Origin of the sequence: Oceaniradius stylonematis (assembly GCF_003149475.2) — a bacterium.
Classification (GTDB): Bacteria; Pseudomonadota; Alphaproteobacteria; order Rhizobiales; family Rhizobiaceae; genus Roseitalea; species Roseitalea stylonematis.
Genome location: NZ_QFWV02000004.1, coordinates 203,231 through 222,776, shown reverse-complemented (window position 1 = coordinate 222,776; position 19,546 = coordinate 203,231). Strand labels below are relative to the sequence as shown.

The following is a 19,546-nucleotide window of genomic DNA, read 5'->3' as shown; positions in this document are numbered from 1 at the left end:
TTTGACGTTTGCGTAAAAGTAAGATTTAGCAGGTTTCCACACCGGCGCAAGCGGCAAGCGGGCCTCTTGGGTGCGAGGAACGCCTCCTGGCCGAGCCGGCAGACCGACTTTGCTGTCGACAAAGGAGGGCATCCGGCGCGGGAAAGGGTCATGGGCTTTTCACATTTGTGCAATTGTGCCATGCCCGTGCCAAGGGCGGCCATATCAACATGGGCCGCCGGACCGGATGGGGAACGGGGCGGTGACTTCTCTGGAGACAGCATTGCGCAAGGCCCTCGCCAAGGGCGATGCCAATGATCCGGCCTTCCGGCGCCGCGTCTATGAGGCCGCGGCCTCGGCGATGCAGCGCTCGCTGACCGCGCGCGGGGAAGTCACGCCAGATGCCCTTGCCGCGCAGACCAGCCGGTTGAGCGAGGCGATCGAGGCGATTGAACGCGAGACGCGGGCACCGCAATCCGCCGCTGCCCCGCCGCCTTCCGCCCCGCCTGTGACGCCCGATGTAGCGGCGCCCGAGGCACCGGACGTGCCGCCCGTGGCCGCCGATCCGGACGTCTCGCCAACCGCCGACATTCCCGCCGTCGATGCGCCGTCATCGCCTGCGGGGCCGGACGCCGGCCTTTACGTCGAGCCGCGTGCCGACGCCGCCCGTGCCGAGGCCGAAGCGGTGCGGGCCGAAACCGAGCCGCCGGTACCCCGCTCGCCGCTGCGCATCGATCGCGGGCCGTTCGCCACCGGATTTGCCGTCATTGTCGCGGCCGCCCTGGTGTTTGGCGGTCTGTGGTGGGTCATTACCTCGGGCGCGTTCGTCAGCGAGGAGGCGCGCGACACCTCCGTACCCAATCCGCCGGCCCAGTTGCGCGACGAGGATTTTGCCGGCGACGGCGCACGGGAGGGATCGGCGCCACGCACCGCCGCGCAACTCGATGATGGCGATTGGGTGACCCTGTTCACGCCTGCCGATCCCGCCGCGCTGAGTCTCGAAGGCGGCGCGACGGCATCGATCGAGACCGATCCGTTCGGCGATTACGCCCGTTTGGTCACGCCCGCCGGCGAGGGCCGCGTGTATATCGACGTACCCGTCGGCACGCTGCAGATGCTGGCCGGAAGCCGCGCCCAGATCAGCCTGAACGCCCGCTCCGACGATGGCGAGCCGACGCAGATGTCGGTGACCTGCGATTTCGGCCCGCTGGGCGATTGCGGCCGGCGCCGCTTCGATGTCGGCCAGTCGGAAGCAGAGTTTCTGTTCCATGTGGACCTGCCGGCGGGCGCCGCCCCGTCAGAGCCCGGTTTCCTGATCCTTCAGTCCGACATCGAGGCTGACGGCCGGGCGATCAACCTCTTGTCGGCGCGCATCCGCGCCGACCCGGGCTGACCGCGGCCGTTCAGTCGTCGAGCATTTCCAGTCCCTCGCCGACGATCCTGGGGTCGGGCTCGCCGATCAGCGCCATGTCGCGGCCCTCGAACGGGATCGCCGTCAGAATGTGGCGCAGAACCTCGATCCGGCCGCGCCGCTTGTCGTTGAATCGGACCACGGTCCACGGCGCATGCCGGGTATGGGTGGCGGCGATCATCCGGTTGCGGGCCCGCGTGTAGTCGTCCCATTTGTGCATGCCGACAATGTCGATATCCGACAGCTTCCAGTGCTTGAGCGTGGAATGGCGACGGTCATGAAACCGCTTGAGCTGCGTCTCGCGGCCGATGTTGAGCCAGAACTTGAAAAAGTGGATGCCCTCATCGACGATGATGCGCTCGAAATTGGGCGCATCCCCCAGAAAGGCCGTGTGCTGTTCGGGCGTGCAGAACCCCATCACCGGTTCCACGCCGCCGCGATTATACCATGACCGGTCGAAGGCGATGATCTCGCTTTCAGTCGGAAAATGGTCGACATAGCGCTGGAAATACCATTGACCGCGCTCGCGGTCCGACGGTTTTGGCAGGGCGACCGCGCGCGCGTTGCGCGGGTTCAGATACTGCCGGAACCGGCTGATCGTGCCCCCTTTGCCCGCCGCATCGCGCCCCTCGAAGACAGCGATGATCCGCTCGCCCGACTGCCCGATGTGGCTTTGCAGCAGCACCAGCTGTTCCTGCAGAGCGCGCAACTGGTCGTTATAGGCATCGCGATCCATGCGCTCGTCATAGGGATAATCGCCGGATGTAAGCACATTGTCGTCGACCCAGTCGGGCAGGTCCGGGTCGTCAATGTCGAAACGCCGCATTTCGCCGTCGACGGGCAGTTCGAGAACCCGTCCGTACTCCGCCGCAAAAGATGCCATCTGTGTCTCCCCCAAGGCCGCCCTGCTCCGCGTTGTCATCGTGCCGCTAGGGCGAAGCTAACGCGTCCCGGGGCGCATTGAAAACAACTGATTTGCCGCGCGGCCTTTCGTTTGCCCGCGCGGCGCCATAAGCATGAAGGCGGCGCTGCGGGCGCCGGAGCGGGACAATGACAATGCCGGAACGCGACATGGCCGACCAGGACCTGCCGGGCGCAGACACGGGGCTGTGGCCCATGCGCCTGTCGGCAATGCGTCGCCGTCTTGTCTCCCACCGGTTTCCGCTGGCGGCCGCCCTGGTGCTGTTCGGCATGTTGGTCGCCCGGGGCAATGTCTCGCTGCCGCTGTTCCTGGCGCTTTCGGCAGCGATGCTTGCCGTATGCCTGCTCGCGCCTGTCCGCACGGTCTCCGAACGTCGCCGCGCCGCCTCGGGAACGGATGGCGTTCGCGCGCTTGAGACGGCACCGTTCGCTGCCGCCCTCGACGGCATTCCCGATCCTGTCCTGTTGATCGACCGGCGCGGTGCGGTGCGCCACGCCAACCTGCAATATCAGCGCATGCTGGGCGCGATGCGGCCCGGCGCCTCGGTGCAGATCCGCTTCCGGTCGCCCGAAGTGCTGGAGATGATCCAGTCGGCGCTGGCCGGCGGCGCCCCCGGCCCGGTCGAGTTTCTCGAACGATCGCCGCGCGAGCACTGGTTTCTCCTGTCGATCTCCGCGCTGGCCTCGGGCGCCGACCGGCGAGGGGGATTCCTGCTTCATTTCAGGGATCTGAGCGAGTTGCGCCGCGCCGAGCGCATGCGCACCGACTTCATCGCCAATGCCAGCCATGAACTGCGCACGCCGCTCGCCTCGCTGGCGGGCTTCATCGAGACCCTGGCCGGCCCGGCCCGCGACGATGAGGGCGCCCGTGACCGGTTTCTGGCCATCATGCATGAACAGGCCGAACGCATGTCGCGCCTGATCGACGATCTGTTGTCGCTCAGCCGCTTCGAGACGGCGCTCGGCCGCTCCGACTTCGCGCGGGTCGACCTGATCGACATCCTCGTCCATGTCGTCGGCGCCTTCCAGCCCATGGCCGGCCGCAACGACATCGCCATCGCGCTCGACCGCGCCGCCCTGCCCGACGACCGCGTGTTCATCCATGGCAGCCGCGACGAGCTGATCCAGCTTTTCGAGAACCTGGTGGAGAACGCCATCAAATATGGCGGTGACGGCGGCAGGGTGGAGATCATCGCCACGCCCGCCGAACTGGGCGGAATGCCGGCGACATCCATCGAGGTGCGCGACCATGGCCCGGGCATTGAGAGCGAGCATATTCCGCGGCTCACGGAACGGTTCTACCGCGTCGATGTGGAAACCAGCCGGGGCAAGCAGGGCACCGGACTGGGCCTTGCCATCGTCAAGCACATCGTCACCCGGCACGAGGGGCGGCTGACGATAATGTCGCGGCCCGGCGAGGGGACGAGGGTGTATGTCATCTTCCCTGCAATGGTCGCGGACAACGTAGACCAGAATCCGGAAAAAGACGAAAAAACAGAAACTTGAACTGTCATAAAACTGTTTCCATCCTGTCATAAAAGCGGCAAGGGCAGGCCGCTAGAAACGGTCCTGCCAGCCATTGCTGGCGCCCACGGCCGCCCTGCGGCTAATCGGACACGAGCCCTACCGGGAGTTACCCCATGAAATCCTTGAAAGTTGCACTTGCTGCAGCCCTCTGCGCGACCGCGCTGACCACGGCCGCCCACGCGCGCGACCAAGTGTCTGTCGCCGGATCGTCCACCGTCCTGCCCTACGCGACGATCGTCGCCGAGAACTTCGGCGAGACCTTCCCCGACTTCCCCACGCCGATCGTTGAGTCCGGCGGTTCCTCGGGCGGTCTGAAGGAATTCTGCCGCGGCGTCGGCACCGAGTTCATCGACATCGCCAATGCCTCGCGCGCCATTCGCGACAGCGAAGTGGCGAGCTGCGCCGAAGCCGGCGTGACCGAGATCCAGGAAATCCGCATCGGCTATGACGGCATCGTCTTCGCTTCGGACATCAACGGCCCGGACTTCGCGCTCGAGCCGATCCACATGTACCAGGCGCTGGCCGCCCAGATCGTCGTCGACGGCGAACTGGTCGACAACCCCAATGAGACCTGGGCCGACGTGAACCCCGACTTCCCGGACTGGGAAATCGCCGCCTACATTCCGGGCGAAAAGCACGGCACCCGCGAAGTCTTCGAGGAAAAGGTTCTTCTGGTTGGCTGTGAGGCCGCTGGCGACCTGCAGGCCCGTATGGATGCCGGCATGGACGAGGACACCGCCGAGGAGAACTGCTACGCGGTTCGCAAGGACGGCAAGTCGGTCGACATTGACGGCGACTACACCGAGACGCTGGCCCGCATCGATGCCAACAAGGAAGGCATGGGCGTGTTCGGTCTGGCGTTCTACGAGAACAACACCGACAAGCTGAAGGTCGCCACCATGTCGGGTGTCACCCCGACGACCGAGAGCATCGCCGCCGGTGAATATCCGGTGTCGCGCCCGCTGTTCTTCTACGTCAAGAAGGCGCACCTCGGCGTCATCCCCGGCCTGAAGGAATATGTCGAGTTCTTCATCTCCGACGCGATGACCGGCCCCGACAGCCCGCTGGCCGAATACGGCCTGGTTGCCGCCCCGGACGAGGAGCGCGAAGCCACCCGCGCCAGCTTCGCCGCCGGCGAAACCCTTTAAGCCGCGACCGGCTTTGCCATCGAGGGGCGCGGCCGGCTTCGGCCGCGCTCCGTTCGCATGATCCGGCCGATTGGCGGTCGCCGTGCGCCTTGTCGATCCAGAAGAGCCGTTTTGCGTCCCCGCAGGTGACGGAAAAGCGGAAGCCGACCCCGGGGGAAAGGCACAATGAGCGCCACAACCATCATTGCCATCGTGCTGGTGATCGGTGCGGTCGGCTATCTGGCCGGCGCGGCGCGTGCCCGCATGGTCGTCGGCGGCGAGACCGCAAAACTCCATTCACGCCCCGGCTATTACGGCTCTTTCATTCTGATCTGGGCGACGCTACCGGCGCTGCTGCTTCTGGTTGCCTGGTCGAGCTTCGCACCCGTCCTGATCGACAACCAGGTCCGCGACACCATTCCCGAGAGCGTCCGCGCCGAGCAAAGCGCGACCCAGCAAGACCTGTCGATCAACATCGTCGAAGCGATTGCCGAAGGCTTGAGGCTTCTCGATGAGCGTGAACTGCAGCAGGCGACCGCCGGCTTCGTGCTGCTCCGACCGCTGCTTGCCGACAAGGGCGTGGCGCTGGCCGGCAATGGCGAAGACTGGATGATCGCGTCGGCGCAACAGCTCAATGCGCTGCGCGACACCAACATCATCTGGAAATCGATCGCCGTGATCGGCCTTTCGATTGTCGGCTTCACCGCCGGCCTTTTGCAGATCCGCGCCCAGTTGCGGGCCCGCAACCGCGTCGAGGGCGTCATTCACGCCGGTCTGGTCCTGGCGTCCACGGTCGCCATCCTGACGACGGTGGGCATCGTCTTGTCCATGATCTCGGAAACCGGCCGCTTCTTCTCGTCGGTTCCCCCGCAGGAATTCTTCTTCGGAACGGTTTGGGATCCGCGCTTTGCCAATGCCGAGGACCCCGATGCGGCCGGCCAGTTCGGTCTGATCCCGCTGCTCGCCGGGACGCTTTACATCGCCTTCGTCGCCATGCTGGTTGCCGTGCCGATCGGGCTGTTCGCTGCCATCTACATGGCCGAATATGCCAGTTCCCGGTTCCGGTCGATCGCCAAGCCGCTGCTCGAAGTGCTGGCCGGCATCCCGACCATTGTCTACGGCTTTTTCGCGCTTGTGACGGTCGGGCCGTTCCTGCGCGACCTGTCCGGGCAGATCGCCGGCATCGCCACCGGCGAGGTCAGCAGTTTCATCAGCGCGACCTCGGTGCTCACCGCGGGTCTTGTGATGGGCATCATGCTGGTGCCTTTCGTCTCCTCCCTGTCCGACGACATCATCAGCGCCGTGCCGCGATCGATGCGCGATGGCTCGCTGGGTCTTGGCGCGACGCGCTCGGAGACGGTCAAGCGGGTGATCCTCCCCGCCGCGCTGCCCGGCGTCGTCGGCGCGCTTTTGATGACCGCCTCGCGCGCCATCGGCGAGACCATGATCGTCGTCATGGCCGCAGGCGTTGCCGCGCGCCTGTCGATCAACCCGTTCGAGCCGATGACCACCGTGACCGTCAAGATCGTCAGCCAGCTGACGGGCGACCTTGAATTCACCTCGCCGCAAACGCTGGTCGCCTTCGCGCTGGGGCTTACGCTCTTTTTCATCACGCTCGCGCTGAACGTCTATGCGCTCTACATCGTGCGCAAATACCGGGAGCAGTACGAATGACCGATGCCTCGCTGACGCCGGCAACGACCGCCACCGGCACGCGCAGCCACACGCGTGACATCGGGCTGAAGGCACGCTACGCCGCCGAGCGCCGGTTCCGCGCCTATGGTCTGGCGGCGGTTGCGCTGGGCCTGTTCTTCCTGTTCCTGCTGCTCGGCTCGGTGATCGCCCAGGGCTACACCGCCTTCTGGCAGACCTCGATCCAGCTCGATATCGAATTCGATGAAGAGGTGATCGACCCTGATGGAAACCGCGACAGCGACCGGATGGTGCTGCTGACGGCCAACTATCCGCTCCTCGCCCAGCGCGCGCTTCACGAAAAGCTCGGCGTCGATCCCGACGACCGCGCTGCGCGGCGCGATGCCAATTCGCTCCTTTCCCAGGGCGTGCGCACGCAATTGCGCGACATCGTCGTCTCCGACCCGTCGATCATCGGCACGACGCGCACGGTCTGGGTGCTGGCCCATGGCGACATCGACAGCGCCGCCAAGGGCCAGTTCGACCTGACGGTCGAGGAGTCGCGGCGCCGCGTCAACGACCGGCAGCTCGGCTACATGCAGACGCTGGAAGAGGCCGGCGTCATGGAAGGCCGGTTCAATACGGGCCTGTTCACGTTCGGCGCGTCCAGCCGCCCCGAGACCGCCGGCATGGGCGTCGCCATCATCGGCTCTTTCTACATGATGGCGATCGTCCTCGTGCTGGCGCTGCCGATCGGTGTCGCCGCCTCGATCTATCTGGAAGAATTCGCCCCCAAGAACCGCCTGACCGACATCATCGAGGTCAACATCAACAATCTCGCCGCCGTGCCCTCGATCGTCTACGGCCTGCTCGGTCTTGCCGTCTTTATCAACTTTGCGGGTCTGCCCCGCTCGGCCGCCGTCGTCGGCGGGCTGGTACTGACGCTGATGACGCTGCCGACGATCATCATCGCCACCCGCGCGGCGCTCAAGGCCGTCCCGCCCTCGATCCGCGCCGCCGCGCTCGGCGTTGGCGCCTCGAAAATGCAGATGGTGTTCCACCACGTCCTGCCGCTTGCCGCGCCCGGCATCCTGACCGGCACGATCATCGGATTGGCCACGGCGCTCGGGGAAACCGCGCCGCTGCTTCTGATCGGCATGGTCGCCTTCGTCGCCGACTATCCGGCGACGCCTTTCGACCCCTCGACGGCTCTGCCGGTTCAGATTTATATGTGGTCGGGACAGGCCGAGCGCGCATTCGTCGAACGCACGTCGGGCGCGATCATCATCCTTCTTCTTTTCCTCGCGGTCATGAACATCACCGCGATCATCCTGCGCCGCAGGTTCGAACGGCGGTGGTAGTGAACATGAGGACCACGGACATGAAAGTCGATACCCAGCAGGGCTTCGCCGACGGCACGGCGACAGCGGTGGCCGGTTCCAACGAGTTTCCCGTCAAGATGGACGGCAAGAACGTCAACGTCTTCTACGGCGACAAGCAGGCCATCTTCGATGTCAATCTGGAGATCCGCGAGCGCCAGGTGACCGCCCTGATCGGCCCGTCCGGCTGCGGCAAGTCCACCTATCTGCGCTGTCTGAACCGCATGAACGACACGATCGAGAGCTGCCGCGTTACCGGCCTGATCACCATGGATGGCGAGGACATCTACGATCCCTCCATCGATGTGGTCGAACTGCGCGCCCGCGTCGGCATGGTGTTCCAGAAGCCCAACCCGTTCCCCAAGTCGATCTTCGAGAACGTCTCCTACGGACCGCGCATCCATGGTCTGGCCAGGTCCAAGGCGGACCTTGAGGCGCTCGTCGAGCAGAGCCTGCGCGGCGCCGGCCTTTGGGATGAGGTCAAGGACAGGCTGCAGGAGCCCGGCACCGGCCTGTCCGGCGGCCAGCAGCAGCGCCTGTGCATTGCCCGCGCCATTGCGGTCTCGCCCGAGGTCATCCTGATGGACGAGCCCTGCTCGGCGCTCGATCCGATCGCCACGGCCATCGTCGAGGAACTGATCGACGAACTGCGCCAGAACTACACGATCGCGATCGTCACCCATTCCATGCAGCAGGCCGCGCGCGTGTCGCAGCGCACGGCGATGTTCCATCTGGGCGAGCTGGTGGAAGTGGACGACACCGAGACGATGTTCACCAACCCGTCCGAAAAGCGCACCCAGGACTATATCACCGGCCGCTTCGGCTGATCGCCACGACCCGCCTTCCGAACAGAAACGGAACCAAGAACATGTCCCAGCACACGGTCACCGCGTTCGAAGAAGACATGAGCTTCCTGGCTCACAAGATTGCCGAGATGGGCGGTCACGCCGAGCGCATGATGGAACAGTCGGTGCGCGCGCTGGTCGAAAACGACCTGCAGCTGGCGCGCCGGGTGGTCACCGACGATCTGGTGCTGGACGAAGCGCTGCGGCTGATCGACGACAAGTCGGTGCTGGTGATCGCCCAGCGCCAGCCCGTGGCGAGCGATCTGCGCGAGGTCTTCGCCGCCATCCGCATCTCCACTGACCTCGAACGGATCGGCGATCTGGCCAAGAACATCGCCAAGCGCGTCGAGGCGATCAACGAAGGCAAGCATGGCGTGCGCCTGGTGCGTGGCATCGAGCATCTGTGCGAGCTCACGCTGGCGCAGCTCAAGGAAGTGCTTGACGCCTACGGCACGCTGTCGACCGACAAGCTGTCCATGATCCGCGACCGCGACGACGAGATCGACGCGATGTACACATCGCTGTTTCGCGAACTTCTCACCTATATGATGGAAGACCCGCGCAACATCACCACCTGCACCCATCTCCTGTTCTGCGCCAAGAACATCGAGCGCATCGGCGACCACGCCACCAACATCGCCGAGGCCGTCTATTACATGGTCGAGGGCGACCGGATGCCGCCGTACCGGCCCAAGGACGACAAGAGCCACAAGATCAGCGTCGAGGCCGGAGAGGGGCAGTAGGCCAACACGCTGCACGACTGACGGAAGACGACGGACATGGGTGCGACACCAAGGATCATGGTCGCTGAAGACGAGGAAGCCCTGAGCGTCCTTCTTCGCTACAATCTGGAATCGGAAGGCTACACGGTCGAAACCGTGCTGCGCGGCGACGAGGCGGAGATCGCGCTGCGTGAGACGCCGCCCGATCTGCTCATTCTCGACTGGATGCTGCCGGGCCTCAGCGGTATCGAACTGTGCCGCCGCCTGCGTGCCAGAACCCAGACGCAGCGCCTGCCGATCATCATGCTGACCGCGCGCGGCGAGGAATCCGAGCGCATTCGCGGCCTGTCGACCGGCGCCGATGACTATGTGGTCAAGCCTTTTTCGACCCCCGAACTGATGGCCCGGGTCAAGGCGATGCTGCGCCGTGCCCGGCCCGAGATCATGGCATCGCTGCTCAAGGTCGGTGACATCGAGCTCGATCGCGAGACCCATCGGGTCTACCGCAACGGGCGCGAGATCAAGCTCGGGCCGACCGAGTTCCGGCTTCTGGAATTCTTCCTTCAGGCGCCGGGCCGCGTCTTTTCGCGTGGTCAGCTTCTCGACGGGGTCTGGGGCGAGAACATCTATGTCGACGACCGGACCGTCGACGTGCATATCGGCCGCCTGCGCAAGTCGATCAATTTCGGCCGCCTGCGCGATCCGATCCGCACCGTGCGCGGCGCCGGCTACGCGCTCGAAGGCTCCTGAGCCGCGCAGACACGTTCAAGCGCGACAACGCCCGACACAGAAGACCGCAGCACCGGGCCGCGGCCAATTTGTTACGCCATGTTTTTGGGGAGAAGCCTTGGAACCGTTCTAGCGGGCGCGCTTACGGTCGTTTTGCTGGAAGGCCAGCTTGCCGTGATATTTGCAATAAGGCGAACCGTCGTCGGTCCCGTGGCCGCAAAAGTAGAACTCGTCCGTCAGCGGGTCGCCATAGGGCCATTTGCAGGTGTTTTCGTTCAGTTCGGTCAGCATCAGCCGCTTGGCGATCGGCACGACGACATCCTCGATCGGGCGCGTGTCGGGCACGACCAGGGCTTGCGGGTCGGCATCCTGCTTGAGCGCGGTTGCCGCCATGCCTTGCCTGACGCCGCCACGCTGCATAGCCGAACCATAGGCATTGGTTCGCGCGCCGCCGCCGTTGCCGCCGCCGAGATTGGTGCGCGGCGCGGACGGCCGCTTGATCTTCGGCGCCGCGCTCTTGGTGCTTTTGGCGCGGCCCGAAAGCTTGAGCCGGTGCACCTTGCCGATCACAGCGTTGCGGCTCACGCCGCCGAGCTTGGCCGCGATCTGGCTGGCGCTCAGCCCGTCGGCCCAAAGCTTCTTCAGCATTTCAACGCGTTCGTCGGTCCAGCTCACGATCATCTCCGTTTCGACAGGCAGAATCCGGACCCGTTGCTCGGCCTTGAGGACAAGGGCCGGCGACGATACGCAAAACCGGGGAACGTCATTCTGCTTGGGCGTTTGCTCCGGCTGACAAGCTACAATATCGGTTGACTCCTGTTCAAGAGTCGGCTCGTCGCATGGGAATCGTTTTGTGCTTTTTCCCCAACTTGGCCCGACGGCGAGTATGCCGGGTCCGCCGCGCGAAGGCGGCACGATTGACGAAACCCGCCGGCGGCTCTAAGGAGATAACGGCCGCTCGCAAGGGCGGTTTTTGTGTTTTCAGCCCGGCGCCGACCGCTCCGGGCAAGCCGCCGGACGCCGTTCGATGACCAGCCAATCGGCCCTGTTCGACACTTATGCCCGTGTGCCGCTCACTGTCGAGCGCGGCGAAGGCTGCTGGCTGCATGACACGGACGGCCGCACCTTTCTCGATTTCGGCAGCGGCATCGCGGTCAACGGGCTCGGCCATGCCCATCCGCATCTGATTTCCGCGCTCACCGAGCAGGCCGGCAAGCTTTGGCACACATCCAACCTCTACCGCATTCCCGATCAGGAGCGGCTGGCCGAACGCCTGTGCGCGGCAACATTTGCCGATCGCGTCTTCTTCACCAATTCGGGTGTCGAAGCGGTCGAATGCGCGATCAAGACGGCGCGCCGTTACTTTTATGCGAAAGGCGAGCCCGATCGGGTCGGCATCATCACCTTCCAAGGTGCCTTCCACGGCCGTACGCTGGCGACCATCGCCGCCGGCGGCCAGGCCAAATATCTCGAAGGCTTCGGTCCCAAGGCCCCCGGTTTCGACCAGGTCCCCTTCGGCGACATGGATGCGCTGGAGGCGGCGATCACCGGCGAGACCGCCGCGGTCCTGATCGAGCCGGTGCAGGGCGAGGGCGGCCTCCGGCCGGTGCCCGACGAAACGCTCCGCGCAATGCGCGACTTGTGCGACGCGCACGGCCTGTTGCTGATCTTCGACGAGATCCAGTGCGGCATGGGCCGCACCGGACGGCTCTTCGCCCATGAGCATGCCGGCATCGCGCCCGACATCATGGCCACCGCCAAGGCGCTCGGCGGCGGCTTCCCGGTCGGCGCGTGCCTTGCCACCGAGGAGGCCGCCAGCGGCATGGTTCCGGGCGTCCATGGCACCACCTATGGCGGCAATCCGCTGGCCATGGCGGTCGGCAATGCCGTGCTTGACGTGATGCTCGAAGACGGCTTTCTCGAGGCGGTCGAGCAAAAGGCCCTGCGCCTGAAGCAGGGTCTCGTCTCGCTGGTCGACCGTTTCCCGGACATCTTCGGCGAGGTGCGCGGCAAGGGGCTGATGACCGGCCTCAAATGCGTCGTGCCGAACACCGATGTCGTCCGCGCGCTTTTCGACGGTCACATGCTCGTTGTGCCGGCCGGCGACAATGTGATCCGCATCCTGCCGCCGCTGATCGTCTCCGACGAGGAAATCAGCGAAGGGCTTGCCCGTCTCGAGGCCGCCGCTCGCGCCCTTTCGACCCACGCCGGCGCCTGAAGCGCCCGATCCCTGTCCAGTTACGGGTTTTATTCATGAGTGCTCGCCATTTTCTCGATCTGTCCGCCGTGACCGCGGCCGATCTGCGCACCATCATCGACTCCGCCCTGGCCGGCAAGGCCGCGCACAAGGCCGGCACCGCCGCGCGCCCGCTCGAAGGCAAGGCACTGGCCATGATCTTCGAAAAGCCGTCGACGCGAACGCGCGTCTCTTTCGATGTCGGCATGCGTCAACTTGGCGGCGAGACGATCATGCTGACCGGCGGCGAAATGCAGCTCGGCCGCGACGAGACGATCGCCGACACCGCGCGCGTCCTGTCGCGCTATGTCGACATCATCATGATCCGCACCCATGAGCATGACCGGCTCGCCGAACTGGCCGACGCCGCCACCGTCCCGGTCATCAACGGGCTGACCGACGCAACCCATCCCTGCCAGATCATGGCCGATGTGATGACCTTCGAGGAGCATCGCGGTCCGGTCGCCGGCAGGAAGATCGCCTGGTCGGGTGACGGCAACAATGTGCTGCATTCGATGATCGAGGCCAGCGCCCGCTTCGCCTTCGAGCTGGCCGTCGCCGTGCCCAGTGGCAATGAGCCCGATCGTGCCTATATGGACTGGGCGCGCGGGCAAGGGGCGAAGGTCTCCGTGACCCATGACCCCGAAACCGCGGTGCAAGACGCCGACGCCGTCGTCACCGATACCTGGGTCTCCATGGGCCAGGAGGAACGTGCCCGCGGCCACAATGTGTTCATGCCCTATCAGGTCAACCAGGCGCTCATGGCCCATGCCAAGCCGGACGCCCTGTTCATGCATTGCCTGCCCGCCCATCGGGGCGAGGAGGTCACCGACGCGGTCATCGACGGTCCGCAATCGGTGGTGCTGGACGAGGCCGAAAACCGGATGCATGTCCAGAAGGCCATTATCGCATGGTGTCTGGGCGAGAGCCTCGCCTGACCGGGCGCAAAGCGGAAAGACACGAAGATGACCGACATCCGATCGACGCCGGCGGGATCGATACCGCCGGTGAACCCTGCTCCCGTGGGCCTTGATGCCGTCGTTCCATTCCAGATCGACGCGCTGGACGCGCGCGGCCGCGCCGTGCTGCTGGGCGATGCGCTCGACGGTATCCTTGCCCGCCATGACTATCCCGAACCGGTCGCCCGCCTTCTGGGTGAGATGACGGTGCTGACGGTGCTTCTGGGGACCTCGCTCAAGTTCGAGGGCAAGTTCATCGTCCAGGCGCAGACCGACGGCCCGGTCTCGCTGCTCGTCGTCGATTTCGTCACGCCGGGCACGGTGCGCGCCTATGCCAGGTTCGACGAGGGTGCGGTCGATGCCGCGGTTGCGGCCGGCCACGCCCGGCCCGAAGACCTTCTGGGCACGGGCACGCTGGCGCTGACCGTCGACCAGGGCGCCTACATGAACCGCTATCAGGGCATCGTTCAACTCGACGGGGCTTCGCTCGAGGAGATCGCGCGCAACTACTTCCGCCAGTCCGAACAGATCCCCACCGAGCTTCGCCTCGCCGTGGGCCGGCTCTCCGTGCGCGGCGATGACGGGTCCATGCGCCAGTTCTGGCGTGCCGGCGGAATCGTCGCCCAGTTCCTGCCCGATGCGCCCGAGCGCATGGGCGCGACCGACCTGCATCCGGGCGAGGCGCCCGACGGTGTCGAGATCGACATGCCCGATGACGACGATGCCTGGGCCGAGGTCAAGGCGCTGGTCGGCACGGTCGACGATGACGAACTGATCGACGAGGGCGTCGGCGTGCACGCGCTGCTGTTCCGGCTTTTCCACGAGCGCGGCGTCCGCGTCTTCGATGCGCAGGACATCCGCGAGAAATGCACCTGCACCCGCGACAAGGTGGCCGGCGTTCTTGCGTCGCTGTCCGACGAGGACGTTGCCGAGGCGACCCGTGACGGCAAGATCACGATCACCTGCGAATTCTGTTCGACCGTCTATGAGTTCGCGCCCGGTGAAGCGAAAACGTGAGTTGCCGCCGGCGGCGGAATGCGCTGCCGCCGGTCGCCCCACGCATCCGGCGCGGCCCATGACCAAGATTTAACTTGTTCGGCGTCATTGGTGCCTTATTTTCCGCCCAAAGGACGCATCGATGCTGAAATCCGTCGAAGACCCGCAGATCGCCGGAGACGACACTGCGCCTGCCCGCCGCCCGGGCGGCGGCGTGGCGACGGCCCTGCGCGCCACCGTCCAGGCAGCGCTGATGGTGGCCGTGCTTGTCGGCTCCTATCTGGCGATGGAACGGCTGATCGCCGCCGCGCCCGAACGGACCGCGCGGCCCCAGCCGGATGTGTCCGTGCCGGTCGAGGCGGTGGTTGTCGCCGCCGGTGACGAGCGGCCCAATGTCAGCCTTTACGGCGAGGTGGCCGCCGCGCGTGCCGTCGATATCCGCCCGCCCGTGTCGGGCGAAGTCATCGCCATCCACCCGGACCTGTCGGCGGGCCGGCGCATCGAGGCGGGCGCAACCCTGTTCGAGATCGATCCGTTCGATCTCGAAGTGGCGCTGGCCGAGGCGCGGGCCAATCTCGCCCAGACCGAGGCGACCATCGCCGAGAACGAGGCGCGGCTCGTCTCGGAGCGCGCACAGCTCGAAGGCGCCCGCGATCAGCTGGACCTCGCCCGAAGCGATCTGGCGCGCGCCGAGCAGTTGCGCGGCAATGGCACGCTGACCGCCAAGCAGGTCGAGGATCGCGAACTGATCGTTTCCCAGCGTGAACAGGCCGTTTCCCAAAGGGTCAACAACATCGCCATAGAGGAAGCGCGGCTCGATCAGCAGCGTGCCATCCGCACCCGGCTGGAACTGGGCGTGCGGCGCGCCGAGCGCAATCTCGGCGACACGGCGGTGCGGGCACCGTTTTCCGGCGTGGTCCGTTCGTCCACCGTCGAAACGGGGCGCATCGTTGCGGCCAATGACGTGGCCGTCGCCATGTACGATGACAGCGCGCTCGATGTCCGCTTCACCCTGACCGACGCGCAATATGGCCGCATTGCCACCGACGCCGATCCTCTGATCGGCCGCGACGTGACGCTGGTCTGGACCGTCGGCAATCTCGACTACACCTACACCGCCACCGTCAACGGCATCGGCGCCGACATCGCCTCGGCGCGCGGCGGCGTGGACGTTTTCGCGCGCATCGATGTGACCGACGCGCCGGTGCAACTCCGCCCCGGCGCCTTCGTTGCGGTGACAGTGCCCGACCGGCTCTATGAAGACGCCGTGCGGCTGCCGGAGACCGCGCTCTATGACGCAGGAACCATGTATGTGATCGCCGACGGCCGGCTCGAGCATCGGACCGTCGAGGTTGCCGCCTTCGATGGCGCCGACGTGATCGTCACCGGCGGGCTGACGGCCGGCGAACAGGTGATGACGACGCGCCTGTCCAATGTCGAGGACGGGCTGAAGGTCTCGGTTCCCAGCGCCGAAACGCCGGCCATCGACGATGGGTCGACGCCGGTTGCCGGGGCGCGTCCGAGCGAAGAGATGATCACCGCGGCCAAGCGCCTGAGCGGATTGACGGACGCGCAGTGGGACGCGCTGTCGGGCGACGAGCGCCGCGCCTATTTCCGGCAATTGCGCGACCGGCCCGACACGGCCGGCGACGGCTGACATGGCCCCGTCCGGCATATCGCAGCATCGCCTCGTTGGCGCGTTCCTGCGCCATCCCAATGCGGCCAATCTGCTGATGGTGCTGATGATCCTGTTCGGCGTCTTCGCGCTGGCGCGGATCAACACCCAGTTCTTTCCGACCATCGAGACCTCGACGGTCTCGGTTTCCATCGCCTGGTCGGGTGCCAGCGCCGAGGATGTCGAGCAGAACATCCTTGCGGTCGCCGAGCCCGAACTGCGCTTCATCGAGAACGTCAAGCAGGTCGTCTCCTACGCCCGCGAGGGCTCCGCATCGATCCGCCTCGAATTCGAGGAAGGCACGGACATGCAAAAGGCGGTGGCCGACGTCGACACCGCCGCAAAGGCGCTGACCAACCTGCCCGAGGGGTCCGAGGACCCCAAGGTGACCACCAGCCAATGGTTCGACCGCGTCGCGTCGATCTCCATCGGAGGCGACGTGTCCGAAGCGGTGGTTCGCGACTGGGCCCAGCGCATCCGCGACGATCTGGTCGAGCGCGGCATCGACAAGGTGACCTTCACCGGCATGCGCGACCCCGAATTGCAGGTGACCGTGCCCGAGCGGGAGCTGCGCCGGCTCGATCTGACGATCTCCGACATATCAAGGGCGATCGGCGCGAACTCGCGCGACCTGCCGTCCGGCAATCTGGACGGCGCGGTGAAACGGCAATTGCGCACCCTGTCCGATGCCGAGGATGCGCGCGCGCTCGGCCAGATCGAGGTCAAATCGTTCCCGACCGGCGAGAAGGTTCGTCTGGGCGACATTGCCGAGGTCCGCGAGGGGTTCGAGGATGGCGCGATCCAGGGCTTTTCCAACACGTTTCCGGCGATCGAGATCGACGTCCAGTCGACCGCCACCGCGGACACGCTGACGACCAACGCGATCCTGCAGGATTATGTCGCGGAGATCCGGCCGCAACTGCCGGCCAGTCTCGAACTGCAGGTCTACGAGGTGCGCGCGGACTCGCTCAACGAGCGGATCATGCTGCTGGTCAAGAACGGCGCGACCGGGCTGTTGCTGGTTCTGATCGTCCTGTTCGCCTTCCTGCATGTGCGCATCGCGGTCTGGGTCGCCGCCGGCATTCCCGTCGCGCTGCTGGCCACCGTCGGGCTGATGTATGTCTTCGGCGAAACCATCAACATGCTGTCCCTGTTCGGGCTGATCATGATGCTCGGCGTCATCGTCGACGACGCGATCGTCGTCGGCGAACACACCGACACGCGCCTTGCGATGGGAGACGATCCGGTGACGGCCGCCGAAAACGGCGTCGGTGCCATGTTCACGCCGGTCACCGCCGCGCTGACGACGACCGTCGCGACCTTCGCGCCTCTGCTCTTGATCGGCGATACGATCGGCCAGATCGTTGGCGTGCTGCCGGTCGTCGTGATCGCCGTCGCCATCGCCTCCATCGTCGAGTGTTTCTTCATCCTGCCCGGCCATCTGAGCCATTCGCTGCAGGGCCGCACGGCGCCGCGCTGGTCGCATTGGCGGGTCTTCTTCGTCGGCCTCGTCATCGTCCTGTTCATGGCGGCCTTCTTCACGCGTGCCGGCGGCGAGGGCGGCGTCGCCCAATCGCTGCCCTTCATCGCCGCGTTCGACGCATGGCGGCAGACCGTTTCCCCTTTCATGTTCGGAACGGTCGCCGCAGCGGTCGCACTCATCGCAGCCGTTCTCGTCGAGTTTGTCCTTTACGCGGTGCGCGTCGGCTTCGGCCGCAACCGGCGCACCTTCGACGCCGACGAAATGCCCGAAGATGGCTGGTTCCGGCGCAATTTCGACGCCGGCTTCAACTGGATCCGGCAGGGCCCGTTCGCCTGGCTGGTGCGGCTGGCCTACAATTGGCGCTATGTGTCCATGGCGATCGCGGTCGGTCTCGTCATGGTCTTTGCCTGGGGCCTGCGCGCCGGGGAACATGTCGGCTTCGTCTTCTTCCCCTCGCCGGAGTCCGAGAACATATCCGGCTCGATCATCCTGCATCCGGGCACGCCGGAACGCGAGGCGATCATGGCCGTGCGGGAGTTCGAGAATGCGCTGCGCCGCGCCGAAGCGAACCTGACCGGCGACAATGGCGAAGAACTGATCGAGGCGGTGTTTGTCACGCTTGGCTCGTCCGGCCGTTCGCAGGGCGACAATCTCGCCCGCATCAAGGTGCAGCTCACCATCTCGGAACGGCGCACCATTCGTACGCCGGAGATCGTGCGCGCCTGGCGGGCCGAGGCGCCCGAGCTTCCGTCCGTCCGCCGCTTCGCGGTGCGCCAGTCGCGCGGCGGTCCGCCCGGAGCCGACATCGATGTCGAGCTCAGAGGCTCCTCCATTGCCGTCCTCAAGGAAGCCGCCGTCGAGGTGACGGCAATCGTTGCGGCCATCCCCGGCGTCACGGGCGTCGAGGACGATCTGCCCTATGGCAAGCCCGAACTGATCATGACGCTGACGCCGCGCGCGGCGGCCTTGGGCTTCACCCTCGACGAGGTGGGCACGCAGGTGCGCAATTCCGTCGAGGGCATGGTGCCGCGGCGCTTTGCGCGCGGCAACGACGAAGTGGCAATCCGCGTCAGCCAGGACATGGACGGCCAGGGGACGGCGGCCCTGCGCGCCATGATGCTGACCGCGCCATCGGGCGATCTGGTACCGCTGACCGAAATCGTCACGCTGAGCGAGCAGCAGGGCTTCTCGGCGATCCAGCGTCAGGACGGACAGACGACGATCTCGGTGACCGGTGAAATCGATGCGGCGGTCAACACCACCGACGGTGTCGTCGACCAGCTTGTCTCGTCAGGCGCTCTGGACGCCATCGCCCGCACCTATGGCATCGACTATGATTTCGGCGGCCGCAGCCAGGAGCAGCGCGACGCCTTCGCCGATCTGGGCTTCGGCACGCTGATCGCGCTGAGTGTCATCTACATCATCCTGGCCTGGGTGTTCGGCAGCTATTTCCGCCCGTTCGCGGTCATGCTGATCATCCCGTTCGGCGTCGTCGGCGCCGTGGTCGGCCACTGGCTGATGGGCTATCAGCTCACCATGCTGTCGATGATAGGCCTGCTCGGGCTGTCGGGCATTCTGGTCAACGATTCCATCATTCTGGTTTCGCGGCTCGAGGAGCGGCTGAAGACCGGCGAAGCGATCCGCGAAGCCTGCATCAATGCGAGTTGCGACCGGTTTCGCGCCGTCCTTCTGACGTCGCTGACCACCATTGGCGGCCTGATCCCGCTCCTGTTCGAGACCTCGCTTCAGGCCCAGTTCCTGATGCCGATGGCGATCACCATGGTGTTCGGGCTGGCCACGGCGACGGTGCTCGTCCTGTTCCTCGTGCCGGTCTTCATCGGTATCGGCGAGGACATCCGCAACCTGCTCGTCGCGCTCTACGGCGACCGGCGGCGCCTGCCGCGGCCCGTGGCCGGTCAATGATC

General features: G+C 65.8%; 15 protein-coding genes. 13 read left to right on the top strand and 2 right to left on the bottom strand.

Features of this window, described 5'->3' with window-relative positions; translation table 11 throughout:
- Nucleotides 1–241 precede the first annotated feature (241 nt).
- Nucleotides 242–1,372, top strand: a complete 1,131-nt coding sequence (locus DEM25_RS04675) for a hypothetical protein (RefSeq protein WP_147393272.1) — start codon at nt 242–244, stop codon at nt 1,370–1,372.
- Nucleotides 1,373–1,382: 10 nt separating this feature from the next.
- On the opposite strand, the gene ppk2 is transcribed toward DEM25_RS04675, so the two are convergent.
- Entirely contained in the window at nt 1,383–2,273 is an 891-nt protein-coding gene (gene ppk2 / locus DEM25_RS04670) for a polyphosphate kinase 2 (protein ID WP_109766915.1), read from the bottom strand.
- Between the two features lie 167 nt (nt 2,274–2,440).
- Here ppk2 and DEM25_RS04665 point away from each other — a divergent pair, with 167 nt between their 5' ends.
- From DEM25_RS04665 to phoB, 7 genes are all read left to right on the top strand, one after another.
- On the top strand, nt 2,441–3,817 hold the full coding sequence (locus DEM25_RS04665) for an ATP-binding protein (RefSeq protein WP_245412760.1): 1,377 nt from the start codon (nt 2,441–2,443) through the stop codon (nt 3,815–3,817).
- A 134-nt stretch (nt 3,818–3,951) separates the two neighbouring features.
- Entirely contained in the window at nt 3,952–4,986 is a 1,035-nt protein-coding gene (locus DEM25_RS04660) for a substrate-binding domain-containing protein (protein WP_109766914.1), read from the top strand.
- 165 nt (nt 4,987–5,151) lie between these two features.
- Entirely contained in the window at nt 5,152–6,639 is a 1,488-nt protein-coding gene (pstC, locus tag DEM25_RS04655; RefSeq protein ID WP_109766912.1) for a phosphate ABC transporter permease subunit PstC, read from the top strand.
- On the top strand, nt 6,636–7,958 hold the full coding sequence (gene pstA, locus DEM25_RS04650) for a phosphate ABC transporter permease PstA (RefSeq protein ID WP_109766911.1): 1,323 nt from the start codon (nt 6,636–6,638) through the stop codon (nt 7,956–7,958). Before pstC ends, pstA begins: the two co-directional genes overlap by 4 nt.
- 98 nt (nt 7,959–8,056) lie before the next feature.
- Entirely contained in the window at nt 8,057–8,803 is a 747-nt protein-coding gene (gene pstB, locus DEM25_RS04645; protein ID WP_245412821.1) for a phosphate ABC transporter ATP-binding protein PstB, read from the top strand.
- A 41-nt stretch (nt 8,804–8,844) separates the two neighbouring features.
- Nucleotides 8,845–9,564, top strand: coding sequence for a phosphate signaling complex protein PhoU (phoU, locus tag DEM25_RS04640; protein ID WP_109766910.1), 720 nt, complete (start codon nt 8,845–8,847; stop codon nt 9,562–9,564).
- A gap of 36 nt (nt 9,565–9,600) precedes the next feature.
- Complete coding sequence (gene phoB / locus DEM25_RS04635; RefSeq protein WP_109766909.1) at nt 9,601–10,293, top strand: phosphate regulon transcriptional regulator PhoB; 693 nt, start codon at nt 9,601–9,603, stop codon at nt 10,291–10,293.
- A 108-nt stretch (nt 10,294–10,401) separates the two neighbouring features.
- On the opposite strand, the gene DEM25_RS04630 is transcribed toward phoB, so the two are convergent.
- Complete coding sequence (locus DEM25_RS04630; protein ID WP_109767032.1) at nt 10,402–10,947, bottom strand: GcrA family cell cycle regulator; 546 nt, start codon at nt 10,945–10,947, stop codon at nt 10,402–10,404.
- Nucleotides 10,948–11,299: 352 nt separating this feature from the next.
- Here DEM25_RS04630 and DEM25_RS04625 point away from each other — a divergent pair, with 352 nt between their 5' ends.
- From DEM25_RS04625 to DEM25_RS04605, 5 genes are all read left to right on the top strand, one after another.
- Entirely contained in the window at nt 11,300–12,490 is a 1,191-nt protein-coding gene (locus tag DEM25_RS04625) for an aspartate aminotransferase family protein (protein ID WP_109767031.1), read from the top strand.
- 35 nt (nt 12,491–12,525) lie between these two features.
- Nucleotides 12,526–13,446 (top strand): ornithine carbamoyltransferase, encoded by a 921-nt coding sequence (gene argF / locus DEM25_RS04620; protein ID WP_109766908.1) that lies wholly within the window; start codon nt 12,526–12,528, stop codon nt 13,444–13,446.
- Nucleotides 13,447–13,473: 27 nt separating this feature from the next.
- Entirely contained in the window at nt 13,474–14,484 is a 1,011-nt protein-coding gene (locus DEM25_RS04615; RefSeq protein WP_109766907.1) for an Hsp33 family molecular chaperone, read from the top strand.
- Between the two features lie 121 nt (nt 14,485–14,605).
- Complete coding sequence (locus tag DEM25_RS04610; protein WP_109766906.1) at nt 14,606–16,120, top strand: efflux RND transporter periplasmic adaptor subunit; 1,515 nt, start codon at nt 14,606–14,608, stop codon at nt 16,118–16,120.
- Between the two features lies 1 nt (nt 16,121).
- Nucleotides 16,122–19,544 (top strand): efflux RND transporter permease subunit, encoded by a 3,423-nt coding sequence (locus DEM25_RS04605; RefSeq protein WP_109766905.1) that lies wholly within the window; start codon nt 16,122–16,124, stop codon nt 19,542–19,544.
- Nucleotides 19,545–19,546 lie beyond the last annotated feature (2 nt).

What these genes read in the sequence shown, in the direction of transcription:
- ppk2 (WP_109766915.1), bottom strand. Translation starts at nt 2,273, where the DNA reads ATGGCATCTTTTGCGGCGGAGTACGGACGGGTTCTCGAACTGCCCGTC.
- DEM25_RS04665 (WP_245412760.1), top strand. Translation starts at nt 2,441, where the DNA reads ATGACAATGCCGGAACGCGACATGGCCGACCAGGACCTGCCGGGCGCA.
- DEM25_RS04660 (WP_109766914.1), top strand. Translation starts at nt 3,952, where the DNA reads ATGAAATCCTTGAAAGTTGCACTTGCTGCAGCCCTCTGCGCGACCGCG.
- pstC (WP_109766912.1), top strand. Translation starts at nt 5,152, where the DNA reads ATGAGCGCCACAACCATCATTGCCATCGTGCTGGTGATCGGTGCGGTC.
- pstA (WP_109766911.1), top strand. Translation starts at nt 6,636, where the DNA reads ATGACCGATGCCTCGCTGACGCCGGCAACGACCGCCACCGGCACGCGC.
- pstB (WP_245412821.1), top strand. Translation starts at nt 8,057, where the DNA reads ATGGACGGCAAGAACGTCAACGTCTTCTACGGCGACAAGCAGGCCATC.
- phoU (WP_109766910.1), top strand. Translation starts at nt 8,845, where the DNA reads ATGTCCCAGCACACGGTCACCGCGTTCGAAGAAGACATGAGCTTCCTG.
- phoB (WP_109766909.1), top strand. Translation starts at nt 9,601, where the DNA reads ATGGGTGCGACACCAAGGATCATGGTCGCTGAAGACGAGGAAGCCCTG.
- DEM25_RS04625 (WP_109767031.1), top strand. Translation starts at nt 11,300, where the DNA reads ATGACCAGCCAATCGGCCCTGTTCGACACTTATGCCCGTGTGCCGCTC.
- argF (WP_109766908.1), top strand. Translation starts at nt 12,526, where the DNA reads ATGAGTGCTCGCCATTTTCTCGATCTGTCCGCCGTGACCGCGGCCGAT.
- DEM25_RS04615 (WP_109766907.1), top strand. Translation starts at nt 13,474, where the DNA reads ATGACCGACATCCGATCGACGCCGGCGGGATCGATACCGCCGGTGAAC.
- DEM25_RS04610 (WP_109766906.1), top strand. Translation starts at nt 14,606, where the DNA reads ATGCTGAAATCCGTCGAAGACCCGCAGATCGCCGGAGACGACACTGCG.
- DEM25_RS04605 (WP_109766905.1), top strand. Translation starts at nt 16,122, where the DNA reads ATGGCCCCGTCCGGCATATCGCAGCATCGCCTCGTTGGCGCGTTCCTG.